Genomic DNA, 19,858 nt, shown 5'->3' with positions numbered 1-19,858 from the left:
CGGGATGTGCCGTCATCTCCTTGACGGACGGCGAACGAGGAATGTGACAGCACGGGGGATCCCGCGGGCGCTACCAGTCGCGCCCCGACCGCCCCCGCTTGGTGTCCGAGCGCTGCTTCTTCTCCCGCAGCCGTCGCTCGTTGATCCCGCGCGGAATCCGCGTCGCCCTGCGCGGCTTGGGCGGGGGAGCCGTCGCCTCGGCGAGGAGCGCAGCCAGGCGGACGGCGGCGGTCTCGCGGTTGCGCCACTGGGACCGGTGCTCGGAGGCGCGGACGCTGATCACCCCGTCGACGAGGCGCCCGGCCAGCCGCTCCAGTGCCCGCTGCTTCCACACCTCGGGCAGCGCCTCGGTCCCCGCCAGGTCGAAACGCAGCTCGACCTGCGAGTCCGTGGTGTTCACATGCTGGCCACCCGGACCGGACGAGCGCGAGAAACGCCACAGGAGCTCGGCCTCGGGCAAGGAGACGGAGCCGCGGATGAAGTACGGACCGGACATGCCGTCCATGTTCCCTGTTCTGTCCGGTCCACGTCACGCGAATATCCCGGGTAGGCCATGCGCGGGACGTCGGGTAAAGAAAGTAAAGCGCCTGGAACTGTGACACCCCTCTCGGCGTTCATAGGGGTAGCTGTAGCTTCATGCCGTACTGCGGTACTGCCGTACGTAAAACGAGGAAAGGACTCCCGAACCATGGCTGTAAGCCTGTCCAAGGGTGGCAACGTCTCGCTCACCAAGGAGGCTCCGGGCCTGACCGCTGTCACCGTGGGCCTCGGCTGGGACGTCCGCACGACCACCGGTACGGACTTCGACCTCGATGCCTCCGCGATCGCGGTCAACACGCAGGGCAAGGTCTACTCGGACGGCCACTTCGTCTTCTTCAACAACAAGCAGACGCCGGACCAGACCATCGTCCACACCGGTGACAACCGCACCGGCGAGGGCGCGGGCGACGACGAGGCGATCAACGTCAACCTCGCCGGTCTCCCGGCCGACGTCGACAAGATCGTCTTCCCGGTCTCGATCTACGACGCGGAGAACCGCACGCAGAACTTCGGCCAGGTCCGCAACGCCTACATCCGCATCATCAACCAGGCCGGCGGCGCCGAGATCGCCCGCTACGACCTGTCGGAGGACGCGGCGACGGAGACGGCGATGGTCTTCGGCGAGCTCTACCGCAACGGCGCCGAGTGGAAGTTCCGCGCCGTCGGCCAGGGCTACGCCTCCGGCCTCGTCGGCATCGCGCAGGACTTCGGCGTGAACGTCTGAGCGACGGCGAACGCCTGAGCGACACCCAGGCTCTGACGGAGCCCCCGGCCGCGGAAAAAAAAGGGCCGGGGGCTCCGCCGTCCCCGCGATAGGTTGCCCGGCGTGATCCTCACGCCGCTCCCGCTCACCCCCGAGGGCCGAACACCACCACCTCTCCTCACCGAACTCACGGCGCTGTACGCCTCCCAGCGTGAGTTCCGAGGACGGCATCCTCACCTGGCGCTGGTGGACCCGCGAGGAACTCGCCGAGAAGGAGGAACCAGTGTGGCCGCCTGAACTGGCCCGGCTGCTTGACGAGTTGCCCGAGTCGGGCATGGCCTGACCGGCATGGACTGGGCAACACTCGCCGCCACCGGCCTCGGCGCCCTCGTCGGCGTCGGCTCGACGCTGCTCGCCGACCGGGTGCGCTGGCAGCGCGACCTGACCGAGCGCAACCGGCAGGAACGCAAGGAGATCTACGTGGCCTGCCTGACGAAGTACCGGCAGGCGTACGAGGACATGTACGCAGCCGCGAACCGGACGGCGGACGGCGCGACCGGCGACGGGGTGACGAGGGACGCTGCGGTACGGGAAGTGTTCCGGGCGTCAGGCAGCGACGAGGTCCGCGAGTCGGCGCTGATCTGCGCGCCGCAGGAGATGTCGGACGCGATCGAGGCCGTCTACGCGACCCTGCGGGAGCTGATGGAGGTCCTCGCGGCCGGGAATCCCCCTTTGGACTCCCCCGAGTTCCAGGAACATCGCCTCCGCCATGCCCGGGCCGTGTGGGACGCCCGGGCGGCGATGCGTGGGGACCTCGAACGCCGGGTGTGACACGTCGGGCCGGGCGTCACGGATGGGCCGGCTTTCCCTCCCCGTACAGCCAGTCCTCCCAGATCGCGTCGAAGTCCTTGTCGGGTGCCTTCTGCTCGACGTACGCGGTGAAGTCGTCGGTGTCGGCGTTGCCGTGACGGTGGGCGGCCGTCCAGCCCTGGACGATGTCGTAGAAGGCGTCGTCGCCGACCGTCTGCCGGATCTTGTGGACGACCATGGCGCCGCGCCAGTAGACGGGACTGTCGGAGATGTGCGCGGCGCCGGACGGTTTCGCCGGCGGGAACGCCCAGATCGCCTCCCCGCTCTCCGCGTCGTCGAAGTAGTCGCCCCGGTAGAGCGCGTCGAAGGTCTCCTGCGCGCTGTCCCCGCCGTTGTCCTCCTCCCACAGCAACTGCGCGTACGTCGCGAAGCCCTCGTTGAGCCACATGTCCCGCCAGCTCTTCGGCGTGACCGAGTTGCCGAACCACTGGTGGACGAGTTCGTGGACGAGGGTCTCGGTGTTGGGGGCGCCGGAGAAGACGGGCCGGTTCTGGGTCTCCAGGTCGTACCCGGCGTCGTCCTCACGGTCGACGACCGCGCCGGTGGAGGAGAAGGGATACGGGCCGAAGTTGTACTCGGCCCACTCCATGATCTCGGGGATCTTCGCCAGCACCTTGCGGCTCGCGCCGGCCTGCTCCGGGTCGACGGCGGTGTACACCGGCAAACGGTCCGCGCCCGCAGTGGTGCGGGTGATGTCGTAGTGCCCGATGGCCAGCATGGCGACATAGCTCGCCATGGGCTCGGCGGTGTGCCAGGCGTAGGTCGTGCGCCCGTCGGCGGTCCGCTCGCTCCGCAACTCGCCGTTGGAGACGGCCTGCAGGTCCTTCGGCACGGTGACGGCGATGTCGTAGGTCGCCTTGTCGGAGGGGTGGTGGTTGCCGGGGAACCACGCCATCGACCCGGTCGGCTCCCCGAGCGCCAGCGCGCCGTCGGCGGTCGGCAGCCAGCCCTCCTCGGAGTCGTCCGGGTCGGTGATCGTGACCGGGGTGCCGGAGTAGCGGACCGTCGCACGGAAGGTCTCGCCCTCGGCCAGCTCGTCGTGCGGGCGGACGGTCAGCTCCTGTCCGCTGCGGCTGACACGGGCGCCCTTGCCCTCCACGGTGACCGTGTCGACGTCCAGGCCCTTGAGGTCGAGGTCGAACGCGGAGAGGTCCTTGGTCGCGCGCGCCGTGATGCCGGCCGTGCCGGTGAGGTGGCGCTTCTCCGGGTCGTAGGCGAGCTTCAGGTCGTAGTGCGTCACGTCGTACCCGCCGTTGCCCGCCTTGGGGAAGTACGGGTCGCGAACGCCGGAGCCACCGGGCGTGCCCTCGACACCGCCTCCGCCGCTGCACGCGGTGAGGGCGAGAGCGAGCAGGGCGAACGAGGCCAGAGCGGGGGCCGGACGCACGGATCGGGGCATGATCGGGATCCTACGGGGCGGATCATGACCATGTGGGCGGAACGTGACCCTCTGGGCAGGGATCGCGATCGCAGCCGCATCCGTACGGCGTGACACCATCACCTACGTGCTCGACATCGGCTACGCCCTCTCCAACCGCTTCCCCGACCCACCGCAGACCGACTACCGCCGCGCGGACGTCCACGCCCTGCGCCACGACCTGTTCTGCGGTGACGTCTACCTCGCCGACACCAAGGCGGACCGGGAGTTGTCCACAGCCTGGGGATGGGTGCCGGTGCTCGACTTCGCCTGGGCCCTGTGCGACATCGTGGAACGCCTGGACCAGGACCCGGCCGGCTCCCGCGCCTCCCGCCCCCAGCACGCGGAACTGGACTTCACCGAGTCCACCGACCGCCTCCTCTTCGAGCGCCGCTTCGGCTGGGTGGACGTCGAGTCCGACTGGATGCCGGCGGAGGAACCCCCGCTGACCTTCTCCCACACCGAACTCCGCCGCGAGGCCCGCGACTTCCTCCACGACCTCATCGCCGACCTCATCGACCTGCACGAGGACCTGGCGGAAAACCCGGCGATCTGGACCCTCCAGGCCCGCTTCCCGCGGGTGTCCTAGAACCAGGCTCCGCCGGAGCACGGCAGGACCGGCTCCGACTCCGGCGCCTTTCAGCCCTCCACCCGAATCCCCATCTCCGCCGCCAACACCGGTGCCAGATCCAGCAGTTGCGCCGGGCTGATCACCGCCCCCGCAAGGCGCCCCACGCCCCGCGCGACCTCCAGCGAAGCCGCCCTGCGCAGATCCACGTCCGTCAGGGTCGCCGCGCTGAAGTCCGCCGCCTTCAGGGTGCAGTCGACGAACTCGACGCGCTCCAGGCGAGCGCCGCCGAAGTCCGGCTCGACCAGGACACAGCTCTCGAAGACGACGTCGCGGAGCCTGGCTCTGCGGAAGTTGAGATAGTCGATCTTGCCGCCGCGGACCAGGACCCGCTCCAGGACGGCGCCGTGCAACTGCGTTCCGCCCAGGCGGGCGTCGAGGAGCTCGACGTCACGCAGGGTCGCCTCGGCGAAGTCGGTGCCCACACCCCGTATGCCGCTCAGGACGGAGTCCAGGACGCGGGCGCGACGCAGCCGGGTGTCGTCCAGCGCGCACCCCGTCAGCGCACAGTCCATGAACCGCGCGCCGGCGCCGTCCTGACCGGACAGGTCCGCCTCACGGAACTCCACCCCGTCGTAGTCCCCGTCGGGCTCGAGCCCCCCGCCGTACTCCTCCAGCGTCGGCAGCCGCACCTCCGGCCGCCGCGCCCCCTTCGGACCGGTCCCACCGGTCGCCGCTCGCCTCACCATGCCCCCATGCTGCACCCCACCACTGACAATCACCCTGACCTGCAAAAACACCGACAACAACGCCCCGATGTCACATTCCGGTGCCGTCCCCCGGTCGTATGCACAGAAAGGCGACCCCGAACACCAGAGGGAGACCCCCAGCCATGCACCGCATCACCGTCATCGGCGGCGGCTTCGCCGGACTCACCGCGGCCATCACCGCCGCCGAGGCGGGCGCCAAGGTCACCATGCACGAAGCCCACCACACTCTCGGCGGACGAGCACGCACCACCGAGGAGCCGTACCGCACGAACGACGGCCCGCACGCCCTCTACAACGGCGGCCCCCACTGGGCCTGGCTCAAACAGCGCGACCTCATCGGTGCCCTCGCCCCCGTCCCGCCCCTGGAAGCGGCCCGGCTACGGCTGCGCCACAAGGGCGTCCTGCGCCGCACCCCGCCCTTCGCGATGCTCAAGCTGCTGCGCCGCACCGCCCAGCAGGCCCCCGTGGACGTCGACTTCATGACCTGGGCCACCCGACAGGCCGGTGAGGAGGGCGCCCGCGCCGCCGCCCACTACTCCGCCGTCGCCCTCTTCCACCACGACCCCGGCGCCCTGTCCGCCGCGTTCGTGCAGGAACGCCTGCGCCGCGCCACCAAACTCCCGCCCGAGGCGCACTACCCGCGCGGCGGCTGGGCGAGCATGATCGACCGGATGGCCTCCCGCGCCTGGAACCTCGGCGTACGCATGGAGACCCTCTCCCGCGTCGACACCCTTCCGACCGACACCCCCGTTGTCGTCGCCACCTCCCTCGCCGCCGCCCGCCGCCTCCTGGGGGACGACTCCCTGACCTGGCCCAGCGGGCGCACCGCCCTCATCGACCTCGCCCTGCGGACCCGGCGCGGCGACGCCTTCGCCGTCTCCGACCTCGACGCGACCGGCTGGCTCGAGCGGTTCACCGCCCAGGACCGGTCGCTCGCCCCCGCCGGCGAACAGCTGATCCAGGGGCAGATCCCCCTCGCCCCGCACGAGACGAAGGCCGACGGCGTCGCCCGCGCCGAGGAGCTCCTCGACCTCGCCTTCGACGGCTGGCGCGACCGCGTCACCTGGCGCCGCGAAGCCATCGCGGACGGCCGTACCGGCGCGCTCGACCTGCCCGGCACCAGCTGGCGCGACCGTCCCGCCGTGGACCGTGGCGACGGCGTCTACCTCGCAGGCGACCAGGTCGCCGCCCCCGGCGTGCTGTCCGAGGTGTCCTTCAACAGCGCCCTCACGGCAGTGTCCCTGGCACTGGGCCGCCACACCCTTGACCTCAAGCAAGCTTGAGGTCGAAGAGTGGGGGCCCGAAAGCAGGTCCACGAACTGGGGGAGCCCACATGCACGCCATCCGCCTGCACGCCTTCGGCCCGGCCGAGAACCTCACCCACGAGGAGGTCGAGGACCCGCTGCCGGGCCCGGGCCAGGTCCGCATCGCCGTGGAAGCGGCCGGAGTCCACCTCCTGGACACCGCCCTGCGCGAGGGCATGCAAGGCCCCCTGCCCGAACTGCCGGCCCTCCCCACCATCCCCGGCCGCGAGGTCGCCGGCACCGTCGAATCCCTCGGCGAGGGCGTCGCCGCCCTCTGGCTCGGCAAGCGCGTCGTCGCCCACCTCGGCTTCGCTCCCGGCGGCTACGCCGAACTGGCCGTCACCGACGTCGACCGCGTCCACGAGATCCCCGCCGGCCTCGACCCCGCCCAGGCCGTCGCCATGATCGGCACAGGCCGTACGACGATGGGGATCCTGCAGTTCACCGAGCTCGGCCCCGACTCGGTGGCCGTCGTCCCGGCGGCCGCGGGCGGCATCGGCACCCTCCTCGTGCAGTACGCGAAGAACGCCGGCGCCACCGTCATCGGCCTCGCCGGCGGCCCCGAGAAGGTCGCCCGCGTCCAGGCGAACGGCGCCGACCTCGCCGTCGACTACAACGACCCCACCTGGCCCGAGAAGGTCCGCGCCCACCTCGGCGGCAAGGCGGCCACCGTCGTCTTCGACGGCGTCGGCGGCGACATCGCCCGCGAGGCCGTCGCCCTGCTCGGCCCCGGCGGACAGCACCTCGTCTTCGGCTGGTCCGGCGAGGGCCTGCACGACGGCGGCCCCTACCTCGTGGAAGGCGTCTCCGAGTCGGTCCTCGGCCCCGTGATGATGCGGAAGGCGGGCGGCCCCAGCCCCGTACGCACCCTCGAACTACGCGCCCTCACCGAGGCCGCCACCGGCCGCCTCACCCCCGCCGTGCACCGTTTCCCCCTCACCGAGGCGGCCGCCGCCCACCGGGCACTCCAGACCCGCGGAACGATCGGAAAGGTGGTACTGGAGCCATGACCAGGCACAAAACACCCTGACCGTCGACTCCTCCTACACCACCGAAATCCTCCCCGCTCTCATCCTCATGGGCCTCGGCACGGGCCTCACCTTCATGCCCGTCTTCTCCACCGCCACCGCGGGAGTCGCCCCCCAGGACACCGGCGTCACCTCCGCGACCGTCAACACCTCCCAGAAGTCGGCGGCTCCATCGGCACCGCCCTCCTCAACACCATCGCCACCACCAGCAGCGCCGCCTACATCACCGCCCACCTCCACGACCTCAGCCAAAAAGCCCTCATCACCCGCGAAGGCATCGTCCACGGCTACACCGTCGCCATCGCCTGGGCCGCCGCCATCATGCTCCTGGCCGGCCTCATCGCAGGCCTCATGGTGACGACGAGGCCACCTGGGCACGGGGCACCGGCCGAGTCGGCGGTACCGGAATCGGTAGCCTGAACAGCGGACAAGACGGCGGCGGCCGGCCCAGCCCCGTGCACGAGCGGGCGGCTGCCGGCCCCGTGCACGAGAGGACAGCCCCCGGCCCCGTCTAGCTGCCCGCCCCCAGCCTCGCCAACGCCCCGTCCGTCAGCCGGTACACCGTCCACTCGTCCTGCGGACGCGCCCCGAGAGCCTCGTAGAAGTCGATGGCCGGGCGGTTCCAGTCCAGGACCGCCCACTCCAGACGCTCATAGCCACGCCGCACACAGATGCGGGCAAGCTCCGTCAGGAGGGCCTTGCCGTGGCCGCCGCCACGAGCCTCCGGGCGGACGTAGAGGTCTTCGAGGTAGATGCCGTGGACACCGCGCCAGGTGGAGAAGTTGAGGAACCACAGAGCGAAGCCGACCGCCTCGCCGGTGCCGTCATCGGTGGCGATGTGGGCATAGGCGGCGGGACGATCGCCGAACAGAGCCTCGTGGAGCTGCTCCGCAGTCGCCTTCGCCTCGTGCGGGACCCTCTCGTACTCGGCCAGTTCGCGGATGAGGGCGTGGATGGTGGGGACGTCGGCGGGGGTCGCGGTGCGGATCATGCGGGGAGACTAGGGCCTGGCCGCAGACGGCGGGCGATCTCCAGCTGTTCCTCGTCCAGTTCACGGCCGTCCTCGATGTCCCACAGACAGTTCTGCAGCAGCCGGCCGAGCGTCCAGGCCCGTGCGCGTTCGCGGTCCAGGGCGAGTACGTCGGTCATGGCGTCGAAGCGCCAGAGGATGTCGTCGGCGTCAAAACGGTTGGCCATGGCGGGCCACAGCTCGAACCCGGGGTCCCCGGCGAGGGGCTTGGGGTCGATGGCGAGCCAGGGGGCGCGGTCGGACGCGAGGACGTTCTCGTCGTGCAGGTCCCAGTGCAGGAGCCGGTCCCCCGGTTCGCCGACGACCTCACGTACGGCGGACGCGCAGTCGGCGATCAGGCCGCGGGCCTCCGGATCCGGGACGCGGCCGAGAGCCCACGGGGTCTGCTCCAGCATCGCGTGGGCGATGTCACCGAGACGGCGCATGCCCCGCGGAGCCGGGAAGGACGTCAGGTGGGCCAGCAGGCCGGCGATGACGAGGACGCCCTCGTGGACGTCCGGCTCGTGGGACAGCATCCGGGTCGGATCAAGGCGTTCGAGGAGCATCGTCCCCGTCGGCTCGTCGTGCCGCAGCAGCCGAACCGCCCCGTCGCCGGCCCACACGCGCAGCGCGACCGGCTCCCCCTCGCTCTCCTCGTCGCGGAGTTGGAGCTTGAGCACGGCCCGGGCCCCGTCGGCGGCGACCACCGGCAGGACCAGAGCGGACACCCCGTGCATCGCCGGACCGTCCAGCCGCAGCTCCCATCTGTCGAGAAACCCGGCCGCCAGATCCGGCAACCCCGCGATGAACGCGCGCCCCGCCTCACCGTTGAACTCCTCCTGCGCCTTGGCCAGCCCGCCCGGAATGTCAATCACGGGCCGGACGATACTGGCGTGCGTGAATCGGCTCATGCGAATTAGCGCAGGCCTGCACAAGGTCGTCGCGTACGTCCGCGGTGCCCCCGGGACATACGTGTGGCTGGGAATGCTGTTCGTGACCACCGTGGCCGTGCACCTCATGTCCCCGGAGTTCGAGCAGGAGTTCCTGCGCGCACGGTCGACGAACATCACCGGCCTTTCGGAGAACCCGCTGCGGGTACTGTTCGCCAGCGCGATGCTGATCGACGGCGGGATCTGGCTGCCCTATCTCGTCCTCTACAGCCTCTTCCACGCCCCCGCGGAACGCTGGCTGGGCACGGTGCGCTGGCTGGTGGTGTGCCTGGGCGCACACGTCCTGGCGACACTGATCAGCGAGGGCGCTGTACTCATGGCGATCTGGGAGGGGCGGGCCCCGTTCTCATCGGTCGACGCCCTCGACATCGGCGTCAGCTACGCGCTCGCGGGAGTCATGGGCGTCCTCACCTACCGCATCGCCATGCCGTGGCGACTGGGCTACCTCGCAGTCGTGTTCGCCGTGTACGCACTGCCGTTGGCGGTCAGCGGGACCTTCACCGACGTCGGACACTTCATCGCCCTGCTGATCGGCCTGGCCTGCCATCCCTTGACGCGGGGCCGCGGAGAACCATGGAATCCGAAGGAGACACTGCGAGCGTTCAGGGATAACGTCCGCCCATGAGCAGCGCGGCGAGCGGAATCGTCAACGGGGGCATCTCCTTCTGGTACGCGGACGACGGGCTCCCCGTGACCCGCGAACCACTCGCCGGTGACACGTCCGCCGACATCGTGATCGTCGGAGGCGGATACACCGGGCTGTGGACCGCGTACTACCTGAAGAAGGCCGCACCGTTCCTGCGGATCACCCTCCTTGAGCAGAAGTTCTGCGGATACGGAGCCTCCGGCCGCAACGGCGGCTGGCTGTACAACGGCATCGCGGGCCGCGACCGATACGCGAAACTGCACGGCCAGAACGCCGCCGCACGCCTCCAACGGGCCATGAACGACACCGTCGACGAGGTGATCCGGGCAGCCGCGGACGAGGGCATCGACGCCGGCATCCACAAGGGCGGAGTACTCGAAGTCGCCCGCACGCCCGCCCAGTTGGCGCGCCTGAAAGCGTTCCACGAGGCCGAGCTCGCGTTCGGCGAGAAGGACCGCGAACTGTACGGCGCCCGGCAGACGGCCGAACGGATCAGAATCGCGGACGCCGTCGGCTCCACATGGACCCCACACGGGGCGCGCCTGCACCCGGTGAAACTGGTGAAGGGGCTCGCGGCGGCCGTCGAGGCACTGGGCGTCACGATCCACGAGTCGACCCCGGTCACAGAAATCCGCCCCAAGCACGCGGTCACGCCCTACGGCACCGTCCGCGCCCCCTACGTCCTCCGCTGCACGGAAGGCTTCACGGCCTCCCTCAAGGGCCAGAAACGCACCTGGCTGCCCATGAACTCCTCGATGATCGCCACCGAACCACTCACCGACGACCAGTGGGAAACGATCGGCTGGAACGGCCGGGAGACGCTGGGCGACATGGCACACGCCTACATGTACGCCCAGCGCACCCCCGACGGCCGCATCGCACTCGGCGGACGCGGCGTGCCGTACCGCTACGGATCACGCACCGACCACGACGGACGCACCCAGGACGCCACGATCGAGGCCCTGCGCGACATCCTGGTCGACTTCTTCCCCCAACTGACCGGAGTGCGGGTGGAGCACGCCTGGTCGGGCGTCCTCGGCGTACCCCGTGACTGGTGCGCCACCGTCACCCTCGACCGCTCGACCGGCCTCGGCTGGGCCGGCGGCTACGTCGGCTCCGGCGTCGCCACCACCAACCTCGCCGCCCGCACCCTCCGCGACCTCGTCCAACGCGACTCCGGCCAGGGCACCCGCACGCAACTCACGGACCTGCCGTGGGTGAACCACAAGGTCCGCCGATGGGAACCGGAGCCGCTGCGCTGGCTCGGCGTCCACGGCATGTACGCGACGTACCGCTCGGCGGACCGACGGGAGCGGGCGAGCCACAGCGCGGGCTCGTCGCGACTGGCCCGGGTGGCGGATCGGGTGGCGGGACGGCACTGAGAGGCGGCGTTACCCATGGATGGGCGGCGAACGAAAACTGGTCGCCACCCCCGCACCCCCTCCGGCACCCTCCCCCCATGCCCTTCACCCCCGGCCTCGAACTCTCCCACCGCTTCTACCTCGAAGCGGTACGCCCCCTCCTCGACGAGGCCCTCCCCCACACCCCCCACTCAGCCGCCCGCCTCGGCCCCGGCTCCGAAGTCCTCGGCTACGACACCCCCCGCTCCGCCGACCACGAATGGGGCCCACGCCTCCAGCTCTACCTGAGCCCGGAGGACGCCCGCGACCACGGAGGCCGGCTGAACACCCTCCTCGCCGAACGCCTCCCCAAAACCTTCCTGGGCTACCCGACCCATTTCGCCGAGACGGGCGAGGACCCGGTCAAGGACATCCGCGTCATGGCGACGACGGACGGCCCCGTCCACCACCGCGTCGAGATCACCGACGTGACGACATGGTTCACGGCCCAGCTCGCCTTCGACCCGACGGCCGAGATCACCGCCGAACACTGGCTCACCACACCCACCCAGCGCCTGGCCGAGCTCACCTCGGGCGCGGTGTTCCACGACGGCCTCGGCGAACTCACCCCGCTGCGAGCCACCCTGCGCTGGTACCCCCACGACGTCTGGCTCCACGTCCTGGCCCGCCACTGGCAACGCATCTCCGACGAGGAAGCCTTCGTCGGCCGCTGCGGCGAGGTGGGCGACGAACTGGGCTCCGCGGTGGTCGCCGCCCGCCTGATCCGCGACCTGATGCGCCTGTGCCTCCTGATGGACCGCCGCTATCCCCCGTACAGCAAGTGGCTGGGGACGGCCTTCTCCCAGGCCGCGACGGGTCGGCGGCTCACCCCGGTGCTGACGGCCGCCCTGGCGGCGACAGACTGGCGGGAGCGGGAGCGACATCTCGCTGAGGCGTACGAGGCCGTGGGGGCGCTGCACAACCAGCTCGGGGTGACGGCGCCGGTCGACCCGAGCACCCGGCCGTATCACAGCAGGCCGTTTCGAGTCCTGGGGGCGGAGCGGTTTGTGGAGGCGTTGCTGGCGGAAGCGAAAAACCCCAGGTCAGATGGGGACTGACCTGGGCTTCAGAGAGCCCCCTGTCGGATTCGAACCGACGACCTACGCATTACAAGTGCGTTGCTCTGGCCAGCTGAGCTAAGGAGGCCTGCACGTACGTGCCCGTGCAGTGTACCCAGGTCGCGAGGGCGCCCCGTCGAAAATTTCCGCGAAGTTCACAGCCCCACAACTACTGACAGGCACGCGATCGCCAGGTACCGTCCTGACCCAGTTCACGCGTGTGGACTACACCACGGCGGAACCTCCGCCGAGGCTCACCACCTTCCTACTCGGATCGTCCGGCACGTTCCTGCCGGTAGAAGGGGTTCATTCATCATGGCCACTGTCTCGTTCGACAAGGCGACCCGGGTCTACCCGGGCTCCACGAAGCCCGCCGTAGACGCGCTCGACATCGAGATCGAGGACGGGGAGTTCCTCGTTCTGGTCGGCCCGTCCGGCTGCGGAAAGTCCACCTCGCTCCGGATGCTCGCCGGGCTCGAGGACGTGAACGGCGGCGCCATCCGCATCGGTGACCGCGACGTCACGCACCTGCCGCCGAAGGACCGGGACATCGCCATGGTGTTCCAGAACTACGCGCTGTACCCGCACATGACGGTCGCCGACAACATGGGCTTCGCGCTCAAGATCGCCGGCGTGAACAAGGCCGAGATCCGGCAGAAGGTCGAGGAGGCCGCGAAGATCCTCGACCTGACCGAGTACCTGGACCGCAAGCCGAAGGCGCTCTCCGGTGGTCAGCGTCAGCGTGTCGCCATGGGCCGCGCCATCGTGCGTGAGCCGCAGGTGTTCCTCATGGACGAGCCGCTGTCCAACCTGGACGCCAAGCTCCGTGTCTCCACGCGTACGCAGATCGCGTCGCTGCAGCGCCGTCTCGGCATCACCACCGTCTACGTCACCCACGACCAGGTCGAGGCCATGACGATGGGTGACCGTGTGGCGGTCCTCAAGGACGGTCTGCTCCAGCAGATCGACACCCCGCGCAACATGTACGACAAGCCCGCGAACCTGTTCGTCGCCGGCTTCATCGGTTCCCCGGCCATGAACCTGGTCGAGGTCCCGATCGCCGACGGCGGTGTGAAGTTCGGCAAGTCGGTCGTGCCGGTCCAGCGTGACGCGCTCTCCGCCGCCACCGACAAGACCGTGACGGTCGGTGTGCGTCCGGAGCACTTCGACGTGGCCGGCGCCGAGGCCGAGCTGGGCCTCGCGGTCACCGTGAACGTGGTCGAGGAGCTGGGCGCCGACGCGTACGTCTACGGCACCGCGAAGGTCGGCGACGACTCGAAGGACCTCGTGGTCCGTGTCAGCGGCCGTGACGTCCCGGAGAAGGGCAGCACGCTGCACGTCGTCCCGCGCGCGGGTGAGACCCACGTGTTCTCGACGTCCACGGGTGAGCGTCTCTCCGACTGAGTCGGCTGAGTCGGCACGCATCGAGCGGTACAACCCCGGGTGATTCGCCCTGGTTGAAGAAGAGGGCCCCGCAGGCTGCTGCGGGGCCCTTCTCGTTGCGGACAAATACCCCGGCAGAACGGTCATTTCGAGTGCTGTGCGTCAACCCCTTACCCAGAAAGAGGGACGCCCCGATCACCCGAATCGGTGACTGAATGTCTCCGAAACACTACCGGGCGCTACCCTCACACGCGTGAAGCACTCCGTGAAGCACTCCACCACTCAGCAGCCAGGACGCGGCCGGGGCCCCGCCCGCCGGATCGGCCGCTCCCTCGCCCTCGTCCTGCCCGTCGTCCTGGTGCTCTCGGGGACCCTCGCGGTCACCCGGGTCAACTGGTCGGGGAACCCTTCGGACTCGGTGCTCACCGCCTCCGACGTCTCCGCCCCGGACCGCACCTCCCACTCCGCCCCGCGCGCCCCTGAGGACGTGCTGCGCGACCAGCTCCTGACCGAGTTGCAGGAGAAGGACCCGGGCGTCGCGCTGACCCACCTCCAGGAGGCGGTGAACGAGCGTCCGTCGCTGGCCGAGCACTGTGTCTCCATCGCCCGTGCCCTCGGCCGGGCCGCGGTCCGTGTGTACGGGCCGACGCGGGCGCAGTCGTTCGCCCGGCCGGTGTGTGACACCTCCTTCGCCTCCGGGGTGGCAGCGATGCACAGCTGAGCACGGGCACGGCCACGGCTGAGCCCCCGGCACAGCTGAGCACGAGTACAGGCGCAGCCCCGGGCGGGGCGCCACGTACAGTTCGGTCATGACCGATCCGCACGTGGCGTCCCGCCCCACGCAAGCCGTGATCCTGGCCGGTGGCCAGGGGTCCCGGCTGCGTCCCTACACCGACGACCGGCCCAAGCCGATGGTCGAGATCCCCGGTACGGGGACGCCGATCATCGGTCATCAGATCACCTGGCTCGCCGAGGAGGGCGTGACCCACGTGGTGGTCTCGTGCGGTCATCTCGCCGATGTTCTGCAGAAGTGGCTGGATGCGGCCGAGTTGCCGGTGTCGGTCACGACGGTCGTCGAGAGCGAGCCGCTGGGCCGCGGTGGCGGCCTGAAGTACGCGGCCGCGCATCTCCCCCATCCGGACCGGTCCTGGTACGCCACCAACGGCGACATCTGGACGCGCTTCTCGCTGCGTGACATGGCGGACTTCCACACCGAGCGCGACGCGGTCGCGACCCTTGCGTTGGCGCGGCCGCGCATTCCGTGGGGGGCGGTGAAGACGGACGGCTTCGGTCACATCACGGACTTCATCGAGGCGCCGCCGTCGACGTTCGAGATCAACGCGGGTGTGTACGTCTTCTCCCCCGAGTTCGCGGGGTTGCTGCCGCAGCGGGGGGACCATGAGCGGACGACGTTTCCGCATCTGGCTCGTGAGCGGCGGCTGGCCGGCTTTACGATTCCGCAGGGGGCGTATTGGCGTGCCATCGATACGGCGAAGGATCTGACGGAGGCGGCGAGGGAGTTGGCGGCGCTGGGGCGCTGAGCGCTCAGTAGAGGCCGTCGTGCCGCTGCGGGCCGTATGTGGCTGGTCGCGCCCCGCGGCGGAGCTGCAAATGTCACAGCCCCGCGCCCCTGACGGGGCGCACTGCACGCACCGTACGACGAGGGTCCCGCACGTCTTCCGTGCGGGACCCTCGTCGTACGGGCCGTATGTTCAGCCGGCAGGCGTGCCCAGGATGTCGCCCGCCGGCTCGGTTACCCCAACAGGCCGCCTACGAGGCCCGACTGGCCCGAGGAGGAGCTGCCGCCGGAGCCACCCGACGGGCCGCCGGTTGCGGCGCCGCCGGAGGTGGGGCCGGAGGTGGTGCTGGGGGCCTGGCCGGCGGGGGTGGTGTGCTGGGGTGGGGCTTGGCCGGTGGTGCCCTGGGTCTGGCTGGGGGTGCCGCCGGTGGCGGTGCCGGTGTCGCGGGTGGCGCCGGGGGTAGTGGCGGTGCCGGAGGGGGTGGAGCCCGCGGTGGCGCCCTGGGTGGGTGAGGTGGACGCGGAGGGGCTCTGGCGCTGCTTGGGCTCGGCGGGGTCCTGGGGGAGGGGGGAGCCGGGCTGTTCGTTGCGGGGGGCCTCGCCGGGGCCGGGTACGACGACGCGGTCGGCGTCACGGACGGCGCCGCCGAGGAGGGAGCCGACGAGGAGGGTGAGGCCGGTGACGACGGTGGTGACGAGGGCGCCGCGACGCAGGACGTAGCGGCGGAGTTCCCAGAGGTCGGAGCGGGGTCCGAGGCGCCGCCAGGCTCCGGCGGCGAGGCGGCCGTCGATGGAGTAGACGGGGGCGCCGGCGATGACCAGGGGGGACCAGGCGGCGAGGTAGATGATGTCGGGGGTCTCGTAGACCGGGACGGTCTTCCAGCTGACGGTGACGATGAGTGCGGCGGAGAGCATGGCGCCGAAGGCGGCGGCGATGCGCTGCCAGCAGCCGAGGACGGTGAGGACACCGACGACGACCTGGAGGAAGGCGATGACGAGTCCGGAGCCGACGGGGTGGTGGAGGGCGACCTGGCGGAGGGGTTCGGCGGCTTCCCAGGGGTGGAGGGTGTTGAGCCACTTGACCATGGAGCCGCGTTTGCCGCCGTCGAAGTAGACGGGGTCGCAGAGCTTGCCCATGCCGGCGTAGATGGAGATGGAGCCGAGCAGGAGGCGCAGGGGGAGGAGGACGCCGCCGAGATTCATGCGGCGGCCGGGGTAGTAGGCGTGCCGGGCGGGGTCGTCGCTCTGGCGTCTGCCGTGGGGCCGGGGGCGGGGGTCCGCCGTGTAGGTGTCCTCGTGGTCGTCGAACTCCGGGCCTGTGTAGGCGCGTTCGTCGTAGGCGCTGCCGACGGTGCGCATGTTCGGCAGGAGTGAGGTGTCGCCGGCGCGGTAGGTGCGTTGGGCGCCTACGACGGGGGTTTCGACGGTCTGGTCGAGGTCGCCGTAGCCGTCGTCGGGGTAGCCGCCGTGGGTGTCGACGCGGGGGATGACCTGGGTGGCTCCGGCGTCGTTGGGTTGGTCGTGGCTGACGCTGCCTGCCCGCACGGCTTGGAGCAGCCGGTGGGCGCCGGTGTCGTCGGGGGCGGACCTGCCGCTCCAGACGACGGGTCGGCGGCGCGTCGACGCAGTGCCGGCCGCGCCCGCTCTGCTCGTCGTGCCGACGACGGGCATGCGGGCGGTGTTCTCGGTGGCGCTCAGGTGCCGTGCGATCCGCTGGGACGGGCCGCCGCGCCGGGTCGATGCGCCCAGCTGCACGCGGAAGCTCGCGTGATTGACGATGACCTGCGCCGGATCGCTCGGCACCTTCACCATGCTCAGCGCGGGAGCGTCGTCGTATCCCGACGAGCGGTCCCCCGTGGGTGTGCGGGGTGTTCTGGTGTCCACACTCATCTAACCGAGTGACGTGTCGTTAGGACACTGTCTTGACTCGGCGGATCTGTCCGGACCCCGTCAAGGTTGCCCTGCTCGCCGGAATTGACCCGTTCCGGTGAATCTACGGACGTGCGTTCAGGCCCGTCGGCGCGCCGCTTCGTAGAGCACGACGCCTACCGCCAACCGCCCTCAGCCACGCCGACGACAGGCCTCGTACAGCACGATGCCCGCCGCAACACCGGCGGCCCCTTCTTTCTGCCGCCCTCGCACGCTTCGCGGCTTCGGACGTCTGCGCCGGCCTCCGACCGGCGGGCTCCGCCTGCCTGCCGCCAACCGCCCTCAGCCACGCCGACGACAGGCCTCGTACAGCACGATGCCCGCCGCAACACCGGCGTTGAGGGATTCGGCGCCACCGGGCATGGGGATGCGGACGCGGAAGTCGCAGGTTTCGCCGACGAGGCGGGACAGGCCCTTGCCTTCGCTGCCGACGACGATGACGACGGGGCCCTCCAGGGCGTTCAGGTCTCCGAGTTCGGCTTCTCCGTCGGCGGCGAGGCCGACGACCGTGACGCCGGCCTTCTGGTAGGCCTCCAGGGCGCGCGTGAGGTTGGTGGCGCGGGCGACGGGCGTACGGGCGGCGGTGCCGGCGGAGGTCTTCCAGGCGCCGGCGGTCATGCCGGCGGCGCGCCGCTCGGGGACGACGACGCCGTGGCCGCCGAAGGCGGTGACGGAGCGGACGACGGCGCCGAGGTTGCGCGGGTCGGTCACGCCGTCGAGGGCGACGATGAGCGCGTCGGCGCCCTCGTCGTGGGCGGCGTCGAGGAGGTCCTCGGGGTGGGCGTACTCGTAGGGCGGGACCTGGAGGACGAGGCCCTGGTGGTTGAGGCCGTTGGTCATGCGGTCGAGCTCGGGGCGGGGGGCCTCCATGAGGTTGATGCCGCCGCGCTCGGCCGCGAGCTGGAGTGCCTCGCGGACGCGCTCGTCGTTGTCGATGAACTGCTGGACGTAGAGCGTGGAGGCGGGTACGCCTTCGCGCAGTGCCTCGACGACGGGGTTGCGGCCGACGACGAGTTCGGAGGTGGACTTGCCGCCTCGGCCGCGGGGTGCGGGGCGGCGCGCGGTCTGCTTCGCCTTGACGGTGGCGATGCGGTTCTTCTTGTGTCCCTTGCGCATCTCGGCGGGGGGCGTCGGTCCCTTGCCCTCCAGGCCTCGGCGTCGCTGGCCGCCACTGCCGACCTGCGCGCCCTTCTTGCCGGACATGCGACGGTTGTTCGCGGCCATGACCTACCTGTTCCTGTGGTGCGTCGGTTGATTACGTCTATGCAGTGTGCCGCCCGGCTGCCCGGGCGGCACAGTCGATCAAGGGGCTGGGGGTGGGACTCAGCGTGGGCCGAGGCTCCACCGGGGCCCCTGGGGGCTGTCCTCGATGACGAGTCCGGACTGGTTGAGCTGGTCGCGGATGGCGTCCGCGGTGGCCCAGTCCTTGCGGGCGCGGGCGGCCTCGCGCTGGTCGAGTACGAGGCGTACGAGGCTGTCGACGACGCCGTGCAGGTCCTCGCCACGGTCGGTCTCGCCGGCCCACTGCGGGTCGAGGGGGTCGAGTCCGAGGACGCCGAGCATGGCGCGCACCTCGGCGAGGCGGGCGACGGCGGCTTCCTTGTCGTCGGCTGCGAGGGCGGAGTTGCCCTGGCGGACGGTGGTGTGGACGATGGCGAGGGCCTGCGGGACGCCGAGGTCGTCGTCCATGGCCTCGGCGAAGGCGGGTGGTACGTCGGCGGCGGGTTCGACGACTCCCCCGGCCTTCTCGACGACGCGCTGCACGAAGCCCTCGATGCGGGCGAACGCCGACTCGGCCTCGCGCAGGGCCTCCTCGCTGTACTCGATCATGGATCGGTAGTGCGGGGTGCCGAGGTAGTAGCGCAGGACGATGGGCCGCCACTGCTTGACCATCTCGCTGACGAGGACGGAGTTGCCGAGCGACTTGGACATCTTCTCGCCGCTCATGGTGACCCAGGCGTTGTGCACCCAGTACTGGGCGAAGTCGTCGCCGTAGGCCTTGGCCTGGGCGATCTCGTTCTCGTGGTGCGGGAAGATCAGGTCGAGTCCGCCGCCGTGGATGTCGAAGGCGGTGCCGAGGTACTTGTGGGCCATCGCGGAGCACTCGAGGTGCCAGCCGGGTCGGCCTCGCCCCCACGGCGTCTCCCAGCTGGGCTCGCCGGGCTTCGCCGCCTTCCACATGGCGAAGTCGCGGGAGTCCCGCTTGCCGGTCTCGCCCTCGCTCGACGGCTGGAGGAGGTTGTCGAGTTCCTGGTTGGACAGGCGCAGGTACTCCGTGAAGGAGCGCACGTCGAAGTAGACGTTGCCGTCGGCCTCGTAGGCGTGCCCGCGCTCGATGAGTCCGCGCATCATCTCGATCATCTCCGGGACGTGCCCGGTGGCGCGCGGTTCGTACGTCGGGGGCAGGCAGCCGAGGACGTGGTAGCCGTCGTTGAACGCGCGCTCGTTGTCGTAGCCGATGGCCCACCAGGGGCGGCCCTGGTCGGCCGACTTGGTGATGATCTTGTCGTCGATGTCGGTGACGTTGCGGATGAACGTCACGTCGTAGCCGCGGTGGGCGAACCATCGGCGCATGATGTCGAAGTTGAGGCCGGAGCGGATGTGGCCGATGTGCGGTGCTGCCTGCACGGTGGCGCCACAGAGGTAGATCGAGACGCAACCCGGCTGGAGCGGGCTGAAGTCACGGATCTGCCGGGCGCTGGTGTCGTACAGGCGAATGGTCACCACTCCAGAGTAGTGGGCCGGTGGGAGTGCCTTGCGACTG

20 protein-coding genes, 1 tRNA gene and 1 pseudogene are annotated in these 19,858 nt (G+C 70.5%); 13 read left to right on the top strand and 9 right to left on the bottom strand.

The features are described 5' to 3' along the window. Positions 1–70: 70 nt before the first annotated feature. A complete protein-coding gene (gene arfB / locus ACFYWX_RS12320; protein ID WP_389423904.1) occupies positions 71–505 on the bottom strand; it encodes an alternative ribosome rescue aminoacyl-tRNA hydrolase ArfB in 435 nt (144 codons plus the stop codon). Between the two features lie 183 nt (positions 506–688). On the opposite strand from arfB, the gene ACFYWX_RS12315 reads away from it, so the two are divergent. The 3 genes from ACFYWX_RS12315 to ACFYWX_RS12305 all read left to right on the top strand — a co-directional run bounded on the left by ACFYWX_RS12315 (position 689) and on the right by ACFYWX_RS12305 (position 2,074). Beyond that, entirely contained in the window at positions 689–1,264 is a 576-nt protein-coding gene (locus tag ACFYWX_RS12315; RefSeq protein WP_389423903.1) for a TerD family protein, read from the top strand. Positions 1,265–1,454: 190 nt separating this feature from the next. After that, positions 1,455–1,586, top strand: a complete 132-nt coding sequence (locus ACFYWX_RS12310) for a hypothetical protein (protein ID WP_389423902.1) — start codon at positions 1,455–1,457, stop codon at positions 1,584–1,586. 5 nt (positions 1,587–1,591) lie between these two features. Next, entirely contained in the window at positions 1,592–2,074 is a 483-nt protein-coding gene (locus tag ACFYWX_RS12305) for a hypothetical protein (protein WP_389423901.1), read from the top strand. A gap of 16 nt (positions 2,075–2,090) precedes the next feature. Here the strand turns inward: ACFYWX_RS12305 and ACFYWX_RS12300 are convergent, their stop codons facing one another. Then, a complete protein-coding gene (locus ACFYWX_RS12300; RefSeq protein WP_389423900.1) occupies positions 2,091–3,512 on the bottom strand; it encodes a M1 family metallopeptidase in 1,422 nt (473 codons plus the stop codon). Between the two features lie 106 nt (positions 3,513–3,618). Between ACFYWX_RS12300 and ACFYWX_RS12295 the strand changes: the two genes are divergently transcribed. Then, positions 3,619–4,119 (top strand): hypothetical protein, encoded by a 501-nt coding sequence (locus ACFYWX_RS12295; RefSeq protein ID WP_389424081.1) that lies wholly within the window; start codon positions 3,619–3,621, stop codon positions 4,117–4,119. Positions 4,120–4,169: 50 nt separating this feature from the next. Here ACFYWX_RS12295 and ACFYWX_RS12290 read toward each other — a convergent pair whose 3' ends face one another. Then, positions 4,170–4,847, bottom strand: coding sequence for a pentapeptide repeat-containing protein (locus ACFYWX_RS12290; protein WP_389423899.1), 678 nt, complete (start codon positions 4,845–4,847; stop codon positions 4,170–4,172). Between the two features lie 143 nt (positions 4,848–4,990). Here ACFYWX_RS12290 and ACFYWX_RS12285 point away from each other — a divergent pair, with 143 nt between their 5' ends. From ACFYWX_RS12285 to ACFYWX_RS12275, 3 genes and pseudogenes are all read left to right on the top strand, one after another. Then, positions 4,991–6,151 (top strand): NAD(P)-binding protein, encoded by a 1,161-nt coding sequence (locus ACFYWX_RS12285; protein ID WP_389423898.1) that lies wholly within the window; start codon positions 4,991–4,993, stop codon positions 6,149–6,151. 50 nt (positions 6,152–6,201) lie between these two features. Next, positions 6,202–7,182 carry a zinc-binding dehydrogenase gene (locus ACFYWX_RS12280; RefSeq protein WP_389423897.1) on the top strand — a complete coding sequence of 327 codons (981 nt, stop codon included), beginning with the start codon at positions 6,202–6,204 and terminating at the stop codon, positions 7,180–7,182. A 16-nt stretch (positions 7,183–7,198) separates the two neighbouring features. Beyond that, positions 7,199–7,620, top strand: a pseudogene (locus ACFYWX_RS12275) (MFS transporter); the annotation flags it as partial. 91 nt (positions 7,621–7,711) lie between these two features. Here the strand turns inward: ACFYWX_RS12275 and ACFYWX_RS12270 are convergent. Beyond that, a complete protein-coding gene (locus ACFYWX_RS12270) occupies positions 7,712–8,191 on the bottom strand; it encodes a GNAT family N-acetyltransferase (RefSeq protein WP_389423896.1) in 480 nt (159 codons plus the stop codon). Then, positions 8,188–9,120, bottom strand: coding sequence for an aminoglycoside phosphotransferase family protein (locus ACFYWX_RS12265; RefSeq protein ID WP_389423895.1), 933 nt, complete (start codon positions 9,118–9,120; stop codon positions 8,188–8,190). The genes ACFYWX_RS12270 and ACFYWX_RS12265 overlap by 4 nt, the downstream gene beginning before the upstream one ends. Here ACFYWX_RS12265 and ACFYWX_RS12260 point away from each other — a divergent pair. The 3 genes from ACFYWX_RS12260 (at position 9,119) to ACFYWX_RS12250 (ending at position 12,263) form a co-directional block, all read left to right on the top strand. Further along, positions 9,119–9,784: a rhomboid-like protein gene (locus ACFYWX_RS12260; RefSeq protein WP_389423894.1), complete on the top strand. Its 666-nt coding sequence runs from the start codon at positions 9,119–9,121 to the stop codon at positions 9,782–9,784. The genes ACFYWX_RS12265 and ACFYWX_RS12260 overlap by 2 nt on opposite strands. Then, complete coding sequence (locus ACFYWX_RS12255) at positions 9,781–11,187, top strand: NAD(P)/FAD-dependent oxidoreductase (RefSeq protein ID WP_389423893.1); 1,407 nt, start codon at positions 9,781–9,783, stop codon at positions 11,185–11,187. Before ACFYWX_RS12260 ends, ACFYWX_RS12255 begins: the two co-directional genes overlap by 4 nt. A 77-nt stretch (positions 11,188–11,264) precedes the next feature. Further along, a complete protein-coding gene (locus ACFYWX_RS12250) occupies positions 11,265–12,263 on the top strand; it encodes a DUF4037 domain-containing protein (RefSeq protein ID WP_389423892.1) in 999 nt (332 codons plus the stop codon). Between the two features lie 14 nt (positions 12,264–12,277). On the opposite strand, the gene ACFYWX_RS12245 is transcribed toward ACFYWX_RS12250, so the two are convergent. Continuing rightward, positions 12,278–12,351, bottom strand: a tRNA-Thr gene (locus tag ACFYWX_RS12245). Between the two features lie 227 nt (positions 12,352–12,578). Between ACFYWX_RS12245 and ACFYWX_RS12240 the strand changes: the two genes are divergently transcribed. From ACFYWX_RS12240 to ACFYWX_RS12230, 3 genes are all read left to right on the top strand, one after another. Further along, positions 12,579–13,667 (top strand): ABC transporter ATP-binding protein, encoded by a 1,089-nt coding sequence (locus ACFYWX_RS12240; protein WP_389423891.1) that lies wholly within the window; start codon positions 12,579–12,581, stop codon positions 13,665–13,667. Between the two features lie 244 nt (positions 13,668–13,911). After that, positions 13,912–14,367, top strand: a complete 456-nt coding sequence (locus ACFYWX_RS12235; protein WP_389424080.1) for a hypothetical protein — start codon at positions 13,912–13,914, stop codon at positions 14,365–14,367. A gap of 88 nt (positions 14,368–14,455) precedes the next feature. Then, positions 14,456–15,187 carry an NDP-sugar synthase gene (locus ACFYWX_RS12230; protein WP_389423890.1) on the top strand — a complete coding sequence of 244 codons (732 nt, stop codon included), beginning with the start codon at positions 14,456–14,458 and terminating at the stop codon, positions 15,185–15,187. A gap of 212 nt (positions 15,188–15,399) precedes the next feature. Here the strand turns inward: ACFYWX_RS12230 and ACFYWX_RS12225 are convergent, their stop codons facing one another. The 3 genes from ACFYWX_RS12225 to cysS all read right to left on the bottom strand — a co-directional run bounded on the left by ACFYWX_RS12225 (position 15,400) and on the right by cysS (position 19,818). Continuing rightward, positions 15,400–17,055: a DoxX family membrane protein gene (locus ACFYWX_RS12225; protein WP_389423889.1), complete on the bottom strand. Its 1,656-nt coding sequence runs from the start codon at positions 17,053–17,055 to the stop codon at positions 15,400–15,402. A 321-nt stretch (positions 17,056–17,376) separates the two neighbouring features. Continuing rightward, the gene (rlmB, locus tag ACFYWX_RS12220) at positions 17,377–18,318 is read right to left on the bottom strand and encodes a 23S rRNA (guanosine(2251)-2'-O)-methyltransferase RlmB (protein WP_389423888.1); all 942 of its coding nucleotides are present in this window, start codon (positions 18,316–18,318) and stop codon (positions 17,377–17,379) included. Between the two features lie 99 nt (positions 18,319–18,417). Continuing rightward, positions 18,418–19,818, bottom strand: a complete 1,401-nt coding sequence (gene cysS / locus ACFYWX_RS12215; protein WP_389423887.1) for a cysteine--tRNA ligase — start codon at positions 19,816–19,818, stop codon at positions 18,418–18,420. Positions 19,819–19,858 lie beyond the last annotated feature (40 nt).

The organism is Streptomyces sp. NPDC002888, assembly GCF_042888465.1.
Classification (GTDB): Bacteria; Actinomycetota; Actinomycetes; order Streptomycetales; family Streptomycetaceae; genus Streptomyces.
This window is presented reverse-complemented; position numbering and strand designations above follow the sequence as displayed.